Origin of the sequence: Pseudomonas sp. B16120, assembly GCF_044218845.1 — a bacterium.
Classification (GTDB): Bacteria; Pseudomonadota; Gammaproteobacteria; order Pseudomonadales; family Pseudomonadaceae; genus Aquipseudomonas; species Aquipseudomonas paracarnis.
Genome location: NZ_CP162588.1, coordinates 3,964,429 through 3,976,795, shown reverse-complemented (window position 1 = coordinate 3,976,795; position 12,367 = coordinate 3,964,429). Strand labels below are relative to the sequence as shown.

General features: G+C 62.7%; 10 protein-coding genes. 6 read left to right on the top strand and 4 right to left on the bottom strand.

From position 1 onward, the window contains the following. Positions 1 to 78: 78 nt before the first annotated feature. From AB4P90_RS18300 to AB4P90_RS18275, 6 genes are all read left to right on the top strand, one after another. Positions 79 to 1,002, top strand: a complete 924-nt coding sequence (locus tag AB4P90_RS18300) for a substrate-binding domain-containing protein (protein ID WP_014719049.1) — start codon at positions 79 to 81, stop codon at positions 1,000 to 1,002. Positions 1,003 to 1,065: 63 nt separating this feature from the next. Further along, positions 1,066 to 2,574, top strand: a complete 1,509-nt coding sequence (locus AB4P90_RS18295; RefSeq protein WP_014719048.1) for a sugar ABC transporter ATP-binding protein — start codon at positions 1,066 to 1,068, stop codon at positions 2,572 to 2,574. Next, positions 2,540 to 3,532 carry an ABC transporter permease gene (locus AB4P90_RS18290; protein ID WP_014719047.1) on the top strand — a complete coding sequence of 331 codons (993 nt, stop codon included), beginning with the start codon at positions 2,540 to 2,542 and terminating at the stop codon, positions 3,530 to 3,532. The genes AB4P90_RS18295 and AB4P90_RS18290 overlap by 35 nt, the downstream gene beginning before the upstream one ends. Before the next feature lie 25 nt (positions 3,533 to 3,557). Continuing rightward, on the top strand, positions 3,558 to 4,637 hold the full coding sequence (locus tag AB4P90_RS18285; RefSeq protein ID WP_014719046.1) for an erythritol/L-threitol dehydrogenase: 1,080 nt from the start codon (positions 3,558 to 3,560) through the stop codon (positions 4,635 to 4,637). A 1-nt stretch (position 4,638) separates the two neighbouring features. Continuing rightward, positions 4,639 to 6,171 (top strand): FGGY-family carbohydrate kinase, encoded by a 1,533-nt coding sequence (locus AB4P90_RS18280; protein ID WP_395605220.1) that lies wholly within the window; start codon positions 4,639 to 4,641, stop codon positions 6,169 to 6,171. 139 nt (positions 6,172 to 6,310) lie between these two features. Next, positions 6,311 to 7,036, top strand: a complete 726-nt coding sequence (locus AB4P90_RS18275; RefSeq protein ID WP_014719044.1) for an SDR family oxidoreductase — start codon at positions 6,311 to 6,313, stop codon at positions 7,034 to 7,036. Here AB4P90_RS18275 and AB4P90_RS18270 read toward each other — a convergent pair. From AB4P90_RS18270 to AB4P90_RS18255, 4 genes are all read right to left on the bottom strand, one after another. After that, positions 7,033 to 8,037: a LacI family DNA-binding transcriptional regulator gene (locus AB4P90_RS18270; protein ID WP_122301603.1), complete on the bottom strand. Its 1,005-nt coding sequence runs from the start codon at positions 8,035 to 8,037 to the stop codon at positions 7,033 to 7,035. The two genes, AB4P90_RS18275 and AB4P90_RS18270, sit on opposite strands and share 4 nt — an antisense overlap. A gap of 58 nt (positions 8,038 to 8,095) precedes the next feature. Further along, entirely contained in the window at positions 8,096 to 8,959 is an 864-nt protein-coding gene (locus tag AB4P90_RS18265; RefSeq protein ID WP_014719042.1) for a LysR family transcriptional regulator, read from the bottom strand. A gap of 735 nt (positions 8,960 to 9,694) precedes the next feature. Then, positions 9,695 to 11,098: an amidase gene (locus AB4P90_RS18260; protein WP_395605219.1), complete on the bottom strand. Its 1,404-nt coding sequence runs from the start codon at positions 11,096 to 11,098 to the stop codon at positions 9,695 to 9,697. Then, entirely contained in the window at positions 11,095 to 12,363 is a 1,269-nt protein-coding gene (locus tag AB4P90_RS18255; protein ID WP_395605218.1) for a Zn-dependent hydrolase, read from the bottom strand. Before AB4P90_RS18255 ends, AB4P90_RS18260 begins: the two co-directional genes overlap by 4 nt. Positions 12,364 to 12,367: the final 4 nt, after the last annotated feature.

Here is a 12,367-nt window from a genome sequence, read left to right as displayed (position 1 = left end):
GAATTAATTGTTAGCTTCTGGCAAAATGTTAACGATAACATTTGCTCTAAAAATAAAAACAAAACAGAGACCCACGCCATGAAAATGCTCCCAAAAACCCTGTGTTTACTGGCTGCCAGCATCACCCTGGGCAGCGCGACCCCCGCGTTTGCCGACGCCGCCAAGCCCATCCGCATCGGCGCCTCGTTCCAGGAAATCAACAACCCCTATTTCGTCACCATGAAAAACGCCCTGGAAGAAGCCGGCGCGACCATCGGTGCCAAGTTGATCATCACTGACGCCCGCCACGACGTGTCCAAGCAGGTCAGTGATGTCGAAGACATGCTGCAAAAGGGCATCGACATCCTGTTGATCAACCCCACTGACTCCGTCGGCGTGCAATCGGCCGTCAAGTCGGCCCATGCTGCCGGCGTCGTAGTGGTGGCGGTGGATGCCCAGGCAGATGGCCCGTTGGATTCGTTCGTGGGCTCGAAGAACTTCGACGCTGGTTTCCAGGCCTGTGAGTACCTGGCTAAAACCATCGGTGACAAAGGCAATATCGCTATCCTTGACGGCATCGCCGTGGTGCCGATCCTCGAACGTGTGCGCGGCTGCAAAGAGGCGGTGGCCAAGCACCCGGACATCAAGATTGTCAGCATCCAGAACGGCAAACAGGAACGCGATCAGGCCCTGACCGTCACCGAAAACATGTTGCAGGCCCAGCCTACCCTCAAGGGCATTTTCAGCGTGAATGACAATGGCTCCCTCGGCGCGCTGTCGGCCATCGAAGCCAGCGGTATGGACGTGAAGCTGGTCAGCGTCGACGGTGCGCCGGAAGCGATCAAGGCGATCCAGAAACCCGGCAGCCATTTCATCGCCACCTCGGCCCAATACCCCCGCGACCAGATCCGCCTCGCCCTGGGCATTGCCCTGGCCAAGAAGTGGGGCGCCCAAGTACCGGCCAGCGTGCCGGTGGACATCACCCTGATCGACCAGGCCAAGGCCAAGGACTTCAGCTGGTAAACCCCCCAGGCCCCGCGTAGTTCGTGGGGCCCAGGTCTTCCTTCTGAGTGCGAGGTCGGCGGTATGAGCAGTCTTCTGAAGCTGGAAAACATCTGTAAGCGTTACCCTGGGGTGCAGGCCCTCAAGGCCATCAACCTGCAAGTGGAGCGCGGCGAAATCCACGCCTTGCTCGGGGAAAATGGCGCGGGCAAATCCACCCTGATGAAGATTCTGGGCGGGGTCGAGCACCAGGACGAAGGGCAGATCCTTATCGATGGGCAGGCCCGACAATTTGCGACCTATCGGGATGCGATTGCCGCCGGGATTGGCATTGTGTTCCAGGAATTCAGCCTGATTCCCTACCTCACGGCGGTAGAAAATATCTTCCTTGGCCATGAGCTGAGCAACCGCTTCGGCCTGTTGCGCAAACGCGAAATGGCCGAGGCCGCGCAGGCGTTGTTCCAGCGCCTCGGGGTCAGCATTGACCTGCACTGCGCGGTCAAGCACCTGAGCGTGGCCGAGCAGCAGTTTGTCGAAATCGCCAAGGCCCTGGCCCTGGATGCACGCCTGCTGGTGCTCGATGAGCCGACCGCGACACTGACTCCCAGTGAGGCCGAGTTGCTGTTCGACATCATGCGCGAACTCAAGCGCCAAGGCGTGGCGGTGATTTTTATCTCGCACCATCTGGAAGAGATTTTCCAGGTCTGCGACCGCATCAGCGTCCTGCGCGACGGCAGCAATGCAGGCGTTACCGAAGTGGCCGACAGCGATATCGATCACTTGGTCGAGATGATGGTCGGCCGCCGACTGGAATGCAGTTTCCCGCCCAAACCCAGCAGCGAACGCGGCCCCTTGCTGCTGGAGGTCAAGGATATCCAGCTGGTGCGCAACGGCCCCCACAACCGTTTCAATTTGCACAAAGGCGAGATCCTGGGCTTCGCCGGCCTGGTGGGCTCGGGCCGCACCGAGCTGGCCCTGGGCATGATGGGCGCGCTGCCCACGATGAGCAAAGACGTGTGGCTGCGCGGGGAAAAAGTCAGCCTCGATGACCCGGCTCAAGCCCTGGCCCACGGCATCGGCCTGCTCCCCGAAAGCCGCAAGAGCGAAGGGCTGATCACCGCCTTCAGCATTCGCGAAAATATCTCCCTGAACAATTTGCCCAAGTATCAGCACGCCTCGGGCCTGATCGACAAGGCCCGCGAGTGCGCCAGCGTCGAAGCGCTGATGCGCCAGCTGTCGATCAAGGCGCCCAGTGGCGAAAGCCTTGTGGTGAACCTCAGCGGCGGCAACCAGCAAAAAGTCGTGATCGCCCGCTGGATCAACCACCACTGCGACGTGCTGGTGTTCGACGAACCGACACGCGGCATCGATGTGGGGGCCAAGGCGCAGATCTACGCGTTGATGCGCAGCCTCACCGAACAGGGCTACGCGATCATCATGATTTCCTCCGAGCTGCCCGAAGTCATCGGCATGTGCGACCGCGTCGCCGTGTTCCACAAGGGCGCCATCGTCAAAGTACTGGAAGCGTCCGCCGTCAATCCTCAAGAGGTCATGCGCCATGCAACAGGGGGCTCAAGTGAATACGTCCATTAACACCGCCGGCACCGGCCGGTTGCGCCTGAACCTGGCGCGGCTGCTGCGTTCGCCGGCGTTTTATCCCTTTGTCGGGCTGGTGGTGGTGACCCTGGTGATGATCCTCGCCAGCGACACCTTCCTCACCGCCAGCAACCTCTCCAACATCGCCCGCCAGGTGTCGATCAACGCCATCATCGCGGTGGGCATGACCTGCGTGATTCTCACCGGCGGTATCGACTTGTCGGTGGGGCCGGTGATGGCGTTGTCCGGCACCTTGACCGCCGGGCTGATGGTCGCCGGGTTGCCGCCGGGCCTGGCGATTGGCGTCGGGCTACTAGTGGGCGTGGCCTTCGGCATCGGCAACGGGCTGTTCGTGGCGTACCTGCATATGCCGCCGATCATCGTCACCCTGGCGACCATGGGCATCGCCCGTGGGTTCGGGCTGATGTACACCGACGGCTACCCGATTTCCGGCTTGCCAGAGTGGTTCGCATTCTTCGGTCGCGCCAGTGTGTTTGGCCTGCAGGTGCCGATCCTGATCATGCTGATCACCTACCTGGCGGCCTATGTGCTGCTGCAACACACCCGCATCGGCCGCTACATCTACGCCATCGGCGGCAATGAAGAAGCGGTGCGCTTGTCCGGGGTGCGAGCGGCGCGTTTCAAGCTGCTGGTGTATGGCATCAGCGGCTTCACCGCCGCGATTGCCGGGCTGGTGCTCACCTCGCGCTTGATGAGCGGCCAGCCGAATGCCGGCGTGTCGTTCGAGCTGGATGCGATTGCCGCCGTGGTACTGGGTGGTGCGTCGATTGCCGGCGGCCGCGGAGTGATCATCGGCACCTTGCTCGGCGCCATGCTGCTGGGCGTGTTGAACAACGGTTTGAACATGCTTGGCGTGTCGCCCTACGTCCAGAGCGTGATCAAGGGCGGGATCATCTTGCTGGCGATTTTCATCAGCCGTCAGCGCCATCGTTAATACTTCACTACACAGGACCGAACACATGGACAAGCACACTCACATGCAAGCCGTCGTCTGCCACGGCCCGAAAGACTACCGCCTGGAGCGCATCGGCAAACCCCAGGCGCGTACCAATGAGCTGGTGATCCGTATCGCCGCCTGCGGCATCTGCGCCAGTGACTGCAAGTGCCACTCGGGCGCGGCGATGTTCTGGGGCGGCGACAACCCCTGGGTCAAGGCGCCGGTAGTACCGGGCCACGAATTTTTCGGCTACGTGGTCGAAGCCGGCGAGGGCGCCGAGGAGCACTTTGAGGTCAAGGTCGGTGACAAGGTCATCGCCGAACAGATCGTGCCGTGTGGCAAATGCCGCTTCTGCAAATCAGGCAAATACTGGATGTGCGAAGTGCACAACATCTTCGGCTTCCAGCGCGAAGTGGCCGAAGGCGGCATGGCCCAGTACATGCGCATTCCCAAGACCGCCATCGTGCACAAGATCCCCGAATCGGTGTCCCTGGAAGACTCGGCGCTGGTGGAGCCGATGGCCTGCTCGATCCATACCGTCAACCGTGGCGATATCCAGCTCGACGACGTGGTGGTGATTGCCGGCGCGGGTACCCTTGGCCTGTGCATGGTCCAGGTCGCCGCGCTGAAGACCCCGAAAAAACTGGTGGTGATCGACATGGTCGACGAGCGCCTGGAACTGGCGAAAAAGTTCGGCGCCGATGTGGTGATCAACCCCGCCCGTGACAACGCTCGCGAGATCATCAACGGGCTGACGGACAACTACGGCTGTGACGTCTATATCGAAACCACCGGCGTACCGGCCGGCGTCACCCAGGGCCTGGACCTGATCCGCAAGCTCGGGCGCTTTGTCGAGTTCAGCGTGTTTGGCGCCGAGACCAGTGTGGACTGGTCGATCATCGGCGACCGCAAGGAACTCGACGTGCGCGGCGCGCACCTGGGCCCGTATTGCTACCCCATCGCCATCGACCTGTTCGAGCGTGGCCTGGTCACCTCCCAAGGCATCGTCACCCATGATTTCCCGCTGGACGACTGGGCCGAGGCGTTTGAACTGGCCAATTCGACCAAGTCGATCAAGGTGCTGTTGAAGCCGGTGCTCTGAGATGGACTACGTCATCGGTGTAGACATTGGCACCCAGAGCACCAAGGCGCTGCTGGTGGATGCCCAAGGCACGATCATCGCCCAGCACAGCCACGGCTACCGGGTGGACACCCCGAAAGTGCGCTGGGCCGAGCAGTGGCCGCAGGTGTGGCTGGATGCTGTCGAAACTTGCGTGGCCCAGTGCATGGCCAAGGCCGGGGTGCCGGCGCCGCTGGTCAAGGCGCTGTGCATCAGCAGTTTGTACGGTGGTTCGGGCATTGCCGTGGATGCGCAGATGACGCCGCTGCACCCGTGCCTGATCTGGATGGACCGCCGCGCCGGCGAGCAGGTGGCCTGGGTGCGTGAGCATGTGGACCTGGAGCGCTTGTTCGCCATCACCGGCAACTCGGTGGACAGCTACTACGGCTTCACCAAGATGCTCTGGCTCAAGCAGCACCAGCCTCAGGTGTGGGCGGATACCCGTTACCTGTTGCCGCCCAACAGCTACATCAATTGGTGCCTGACCGGCGAGTTGGCGGTGGACCACAGCAGCGCCGGGAATATCGGTGGTGTCTACGACGTGGCGGCGCGCAACTGGTCAGGCGAGATGCTGGAGGCGTTGGGTATCGCGCAGTCGATGATGCCCCAGCGGTTGCTGTATTCCGGCGAGGTGGTGGGTGGTTTGCTTGCAGACTGGGCTGCCCGCCTGGGCTTGCAGGCGGGCACGCCGATCCTCGCTGGGGGCGTGGACGCGGCCATGGCGACCCTGGCGGCGGGTGTCACTCAGCCAGGCAATCATGTGGCGATGATCGGCACCAGCATGTGCTGGGGCTATCTGAACCAGCAGGTGGATGCACGTCACGGTTTGGTGAGCATGCCCCACGTCTACAACGGCCACCGCGACCTGTACATCTTCGGCGGTGCGATCACCGCCGGGGCCTCGGTCAGCTGGTTTCGCGAGCAGTTCTGCCAGGCCGAAGAACAGCAGGCCCAGGCCACGGGGCAAGACAGCCTGGCGCTGCTGGAGCAGAGCGCGATGAAGATTCCGGCAGGCAGCGAAGGCGTGGTGTTTTTGCCTTACTTGATGGGCGAGCGCAGCCCGGTGTGGGATGACCGCGCCAGCGGCAGTTTTGTCGGGCTCAACCTCTACCACAGCCGCTTTCACCTGTACCGCGCGGTGCTGGAGGGCGTGAGTTTTGCCCTGCGCCACAATATCGAAGCGGGTACTCAAGGCGCGCACTCCCTGGACCCGCGCTTGATCGTGGTGGGTGGGGCCAGCCATTCGGATCTATGGATGCAGATCATCGCCGATGTCACACGCTACCCCGTCTACACCATCGTGCAGGAGGTAGAAGCAGCCCTGGGCGCGGCGTTGTTGGCGGCGCATACGGTGGGGCTGGTGAGTGATGGGCAGATGGACACCGGCTGGGTGCAGTTGCAATTGCGGGCGCAGCCCAAGCGGGAGAATGTCATGACCTATGACCGGGCGTTTGCCGAGTACCTGAAGCTGTATCCGGCCCTGAAACCGGTCATGCACAACCTGCAAGCCACCTGATTCAACACAGTCCAAAAATGTGGGAGCTGGCTTGCCTGCGATAGCGGAGTGTCAGTCTCCTTATCGGGAGCTGATACACCGCTATCGCAGGCAAGCCAGCTCCCACAGTGGGTCTTCATTGGTTTTGAGATCTTTATTTATGACTACCACCTTCGACTTCTCGCACCAGCGCATCCTCGTCACTGGTGCCAGCAGCGGCATCGGTCGCGAAATTGCCCAGCAACTGATCGCCAGCGGCGCTGAAGTCTTCGCTCTCGGTCGCGATGCCCAGGCGTTGGCTGCATTGGGGTGCCACACCCTGTGCGTAGATATCGCTGACAGCGTCGCCCTCGACAAAACCCTGCAAGATTTGCCGCCTCTGCACGGTCTGGTCAACTGCGCCGGTATCTCACGCCTGGAGCCTGCCGCGGCCATCAGCGCCAGCGCCTTCGACCAGGTGATGAGCGTCAACGCCCGCGCCGCTGCGCAAGTGGCCAGCCGGGTCGCGGCAAAGATGATCGAAGCGAACATGGCGGGCAGCATCGTCAACGTCTCCAGTCAGGCGTCGTTGGTGGCGCTGGACGATCACCTGAGCTACTGCGCCTCCAAGGCTGCACTGGATGCGATCACCCGCGTGCAATGCGCCGAGTGGGGCCGTTTTCGCATACGCGTCAACAGCGTCAACCCCACCGTGACCTTGACGCCGATGGCGGCCATGGCCTGGTCCGACCCGGCCAAGCGCGACCCGGCGCTGGCAGCGATTCCTTTGGGGCGTTTTGCGCAACCGGCGGAAGTGGCGCTACCGGTGCTGTTTTTGCTTAGCGACGCGGCGAGCATGATCAGTGGCGTCAGCCTGCCGGTGGACGGCGGCTACACCAGCCGCTAGCCGTTTTCCAACTGCCCGGCGATGACCACTTTGTCCCGTGGCTTGTGCGGGTTTTGCAGGCGGTCAAGTAGCAGGCGCACGGCACTGCTGCCGGCCAGGGATGCATCATGGGCTACGCAAGCGATGGGCACGCCGAAGATATCGGCGAAGGGCAGGCGGTCGATGCCACAGATGGTCAGGCTGTCATGGGCGATGTTGTGCATGCGCAAGGCGCGCAGGGCGCCCAGGGTGATCAACTGGTTGAAGCCCATGATCGCATCCGGCGCCGAGTGTGCGGCCAGGTAGTCGAGAGTATGTAAATAAGCCGGCATCAGCGTGTAGTCGCCCGCCTGCACCTCGACCTGAATGTCGGGGTGCTCGGCCAGCACTTCGCGCAGGCCCTTGAGGCGCTCCACGCTGATGCGCGAGTGCTCGGGGCCGGTCAGCACCAGCAGGCGCTTGAGGTTCGGGGTTTGGCGTAACAGGTAGTGCGCGGCTTGCAGGCCGCTGTGGTAGTTGTCGAGCACAACACGGCTGAACGGGCTGTCGTGGATCGTGCGATCGAGCAGTACCACCGGGGTCTTGCCGTTGCCCAGGCGCTCCAGGTAGTCGGGCTGGTAGCTTGGCTCGTCGGAAACCGGCGACAGGATGATCCCCGCCACGCGGTAGCCCAGGAGGGTATCGACTGCCTTGCTTTCGAGTTCTTCAAGTTCATCGGTGTCCACCAGCATGATGGTGTAGCCGTGCTTTTTCGCCTCGCGGGAAATGGCCTTGATCATCTCGCTGTAGAACGGGTTGTCTACCGATGCGGTGATGACCCCGAGGATCAGGCTTTCACTGCGCTTGAGCCCACGGGCGAAGGCGTTGGGCACGTAGTCGAGCTCGCGAGCCACTTCAAGAATGCGCGCCAGGGTGGCGGGTTTGACCAGGTCGGGTTTGCTCAGGGCCCGGGACACCGTAATGGTGGTCATGCCGACCCGTTTGGCAATGTCGCTGATGGTGACGGACTTTTTCTTGTTCATCGGTAAGGCTGCGAGAGGAAACACCAGCAGGCTAGCATGTGCGCAGATGTAGAGTGATTCAAATCAGCGGATCCCAGCGTTGCGACCAGTCGCCTTCGGCCTTCACCACCGCGCGTAGCAGTTCCAGGGCTTGCTGCAACACCGCCGAATCCCGCGCCCGCGAGTACACCAGGTAGGTCGGAAAGCTGAATTCCGGCGCCTTGGGCACGCGCTGCATCACGCCGCTGTCCAGGTAGCTTTGCACCACCCGTGTGCGGAAGTAGCCGGCACCGCCGTTTTCCAGAATGTACTGCAACGCCAGCGGCCCCAGGTTGAAACTCAGCGCGGCACGCGCACGGTCGGGCAGGGCGGCGTCGTGTTGCTGGCGAAAACCCTGGCCCCAGTCGATATACACGTAGGGCGAGGGTTTGCTCGCCAGTTGCACCAGAATCAGTTTTTCTTCCAGCACCTGCTCCACCTGCAAGCCCGGCCAGTATTGCGGCTGGAACACCAAGGCGGCGTCGAGCACACCCAACTCCAGTTGGCGCAGCAGGTACTCGCCTTCACGCACCTCGGTGCGCAGCGCGTGCCCCGGAATGTGCTCGCGCAGCGCCTTGGCCCAGCCGAGCATCAATGGGTTGCACAGGCTGACCTCTCCGCCGATATGCAGCACATTGCGATAGCCATCGGGCAACGGCAGGTCGCGTCGCGCCGCTTCCCAGGTCTGCAGCAACTGGTTGGCGTACACCACGAAGGCCTCGCCGTCGGCGGTCAGCCGCGCACCGGCACGGTTGCGTACAAACAGCGTGCAGCCGAGCTGGTTCTCGAGGTTTTTGACACGAGCGGTGATGGCGGTCTGGGTGACGTGCAGTTTCTCGGCCGCCGCGGCCAGGCTGCCGCAGCGGGTGATTTCGAGGAAGGTGCGTGCCAGTTCGATGTCCATGAAGCCCCCGGGGATGAATAGGGGCATTGTAGAGCGATGCAGGATTGGAATGCGATCCATGTGGGAGCTGGCTTGCCTGCGAAATCGCTGGTTCAGTTAGCCCATTGGCCTCTGACACACCGCTATCGCAGCATAGGTATCTACATAACTTTGGTACGACGCTGTATCTGTGGCGAGGGAGCTTGCTCCCGTGGCGGCCTGACAGCGACGCTTATCCACCTGACGCGCCGCAGTCCTATGTGGGAGCTGGCTTGCCTGCGAAGACGGCCTGACAGTCAACTGGGATGTTGGATCAGAGCGCGTGCATATCCGTTATTTAGGTAACGGCCACTTAGGGTTCCGCCCTGACGGCGGCTCACTTTGCAAAAGCGGCAAAGTAAGCAAAACGCTCTTGCCCCACCACTCGGCACCTCGCTTAGGCTCGGTGTGCCCGTAATCCGCCAGTGATTTGGGGGGCCGCCGCCACGCGCCATCCATGGCGCGGGGCGGCTAAACCGGCATCCCTGCCGGTTTACCCCCCAAATCCCTGTCGAATTCCGGCCAGCGTGGTTTAACGGGGCGCCTGAGATCAAGATCAAAAGCAGATCAAGAGCGGCTCGCTTCGCATGGTGGTTACCGTTGGCTGCTACAACCTACAAAATTGTGTAGAAGCTGCGACGGCGGTGTGTCAGAGGTCAATGTGCTGATTGAACCAGCGCTATCGCAGGCAAGCCAGCTCCCACAGTTGTAGGTATTTCAGGTCGGGATTTTCGGTGTGTGCAAGTGCGCTGTGGGGAATGCCTGTGCATACGCGTGACACACCCTAAGTACCTGCTCATCGGCAAACCGCGCGCCCACCACATGCAAGCCCACTGGCAAGCCATTTGCCGCCAACCCGCAGGGCACTGACGCCGCCGGTTGCTGGGTGAGGTTGAACGGGTAGGTGAACGGCGTCCATTCCATCCACTCAGTCATTCCCGAACCCGGCGGTACGTTGTGCCCGGCTTCGAACGCGGTGATCGGCATCATCGGTGACACCAACACATCGTAATGCTCATGGAAAGCCGCCATCCGTGCGACCAGCGCCGCCCGGGCTTCCAGGGCTGCGTTGAAATCATCCAGGCTCAAGCGCTCGCCCCGTTGTGCAATGCGTAGCAGCCCTGGGTCCAGCAGTTGCCTTTGCGCCTCGCTCATCGTGCCGGTCAGGCGTGCTGCGCCGGCAGCCCATAGGGCGCTGAACACCTCCAGCGGGTCGCTGAAACCGGGGTCGATCTGCTCGACATGGGCGCCCAGTTGCACCAGGCCCTCCACAGCCTGGGCAACTACGCTGGCGACCTGCCGGTCGACTTTCACATAGCCGAACGTGGGGCTATAGGCGATGAGCAACCCCTTCAAGTCCGTTCCTGGAGCGAGCCAGGGCCTGGTCCTTGGCGCGCCGATCAAGCCATCTCGCGCATCCGGCTGCGCCACGGCTTGCAGCATCAGCACGCTGTCTTCCACGGTGCGCGTCATCGGGCCCAGGTGCGACAGAATCGTCATGGAACTGGCCGGCCATTGCGGTACATAGCCGAAAGTCGGCTTGATCCCGAAGGTGCCGGTAAACGCACAGGGAATGCGGATCGAGCCACCGGCGTCGCTGCCCTGGTGCAGCACGCCCAGGTTCAATGCCGCCGCCGCAGCGGCGCCCCCGGACGAACCACCGGCGGTGGTGCGCGTGTCCCACGGGTTGCGGGTGATGCCATACAGCGGGTTATCGGTGACGCCTTTCCAGCCGAATTCCGGGGTGGTGGTCTTGCCCAGCAGCACCGCGCCGGCCTTGCGCATGAAGGCCGAGAAGGGCGCGTCCACGTCCCACGGGCCCTCGGCACTGGAGGTGCGCGAGCCTTTGCGCGTGGGCATACCGACCGTCAGCGTTAGGTCTTTGATCGACGCCGGCACGCCATCCAGCGCCCCGCAGGGTTCGCCCTTGAGCCAGCGTTGTTCCGACGCCCGCGCAGCGTCCAAGGCGCCTTGCGGGTCGACATGGCAGTAGGCATTCACCACCGGGTTATAGCGCTCGATGCGCAGCAACGCGTCTTCGGTGACCTCCACGGGTGACAAGGTCTTGTCGCGAAAGTGCTGCAACAGTTGCACCGCTGTCAGTTGGCCAATCTCACTCATGCCACATCCCCCTGTGCCGCCTTGACCATGGCGCGCAGCAACACCGCGCAACCCGCCGCCAGGTCATCCGGCGCGGCGTTTTCGATTTCGTTATGGCTGATGCCGCCTTCGCACGGCACAAAGATCATCCCGGCCGGGCCCAGTTCAGCGACGAAGATCGCGTCATGCCCGGCACCGCTGACAATGTCCATATGGCTCAAGCCCAATGCCTGGGCAGCCTCGCGCACGGCATTGACACAGGTCGGGTGAAAGTCCAGCGGCGGGAAGTCGGCGGTGGGCGTCAGGTCAAACGTCAAGCCGTGGCGGGCGGCCGCGTCTTCGATCACTGCGCGCACTTCATCGACCATGGCTTGCAGCTTGTCGGCGTGCAGGTGACGCAGGTCGATGGTCATGTGCACCTGGCCGGGGATCACGTTGCGCGAGCCAGGGTGCAGGTTCAGGCAGCCGACGGTGCCGCAGGCGTGAGGCTGATGCTGATGGGCGATACGGTTGACCGCGCTGACCACCTCGGCAGCGCCCACCAGGGCATCCTTGCGCAGGTGCATGGGCGTAGGGCCCGCATGCGCCTCTACGCCGGTGAGAGTCAGGTCGAACCACTTCTGGCCCAGGCAGCCCATCACCACGCCCAGGGTAATGGCCTGGTCCTCCAGCACCGGGCCTTGCTCAATATGCGCTTCGAAATAAGCGCCCACCGGATGGCCCAGCACCACACGCGAACCGGCATAGCCGATGCGCTGCAATTCGCTGCCTACCGACAGGCCCTGGTCGTCGCTCTTGTCGAGGGTGTCCTGCAGGTCGAACTTCCCGGCAAATACCCCGGAGCCCATCATGCACGGCGGGAAGCGCGAGCCTTCTTCGTTGGTCCACACCACCACTTCGATGGGCGCCTGGGTTTCGATCTGCAAGTCATTGAGCGTGCGGATCACTTCCAGCCCGGCCATTACCCCGTAGCAACCGTCGAACTTGCCGCCGGTGGGCTGGGTGTCGATATGGCTGCCGGTCATGACCGGGGGCAGGGCGGGGTTGCGGCCAGGACGGCGGGCGAAGATATTGCCGATGGCATCCACACTGATGCTGCACCCGGCGGCCTCGCACCACTGCACGAACAGGTCGCGGGCCTGGCGGTCCAGGTCGGTGAGGGCCAGGCGACACACGCCGCCCTTGGCCGTGGCGCCGAGTTGGGCCAGGTCCATCAGCGACTGCCACAAGCGGTCGCGGTTGATCAGCGGGGCATTGCTCTGGAGCGGTTGCGCAAGACTATTCATCAGG

What these genes read in the sequence shown, in the direction of transcription:
- AB4P90_RS18300 (WP_014719049.1), top strand. Translation starts at nt 79, where the DNA reads ATGAAAATGCTCCCAAAAACCCTGTGTTTACTGGCTGCCAGCATCACC.
- AB4P90_RS18295 (WP_014719048.1), top strand. Translation starts at nt 1,066, where the DNA reads ATGAGCAGTCTTCTGAAGCTGGAAAACATCTGTAAGCGTTACCCTGGG.
- AB4P90_RS18290 (WP_014719047.1), top strand. Translation starts at nt 2,540, where the DNA reads ATGCAACAGGGGGCTCAAGTGAATACGTCCATTAACACCGCCGGCACC.
- AB4P90_RS18285 (WP_014719046.1), top strand. Translation starts at nt 3,558, where the DNA reads ATGGACAAGCACACTCACATGCAAGCCGTCGTCTGCCACGGCCCGAAA.
- AB4P90_RS18280 (WP_395605220.1), top strand. Translation starts at nt 4,639, where the DNA reads ATGGACTACGTCATCGGTGTAGACATTGGCACCCAGAGCACCAAGGCG.
- AB4P90_RS18275 (WP_014719044.1), top strand. Translation starts at nt 6,311, where the DNA reads ATGACTACCACCTTCGACTTCTCGCACCAGCGCATCCTCGTCACTGGT.
- AB4P90_RS18270 (WP_122301603.1), bottom strand. Translation starts at nt 8,037, where the DNA reads ATGAACAAGAAAAAGTCCGTCACCATCAGCGACATTGCCAAACGGGTC.
- AB4P90_RS18265 (WP_014719042.1), bottom strand. Translation starts at nt 8,959, where the DNA reads ATGGACATCGAACTGGCACGCACCTTCCTCGAAATCACCCGCTGCGGC.
- AB4P90_RS18260 (WP_395605219.1), bottom strand. Translation starts at nt 11,098, where the DNA reads ATGAGTGAGATTGGCCAACTGACAGCGGTGCAACTGTTGCAGCACTTT.
- AB4P90_RS18255 (WP_395605218.1), bottom strand. Translation starts at nt 12,363, where the DNA reads ATGAATAGTCTTGCGCAACCGCTCCAGAGCAATGCCCCGCTGATCAAC.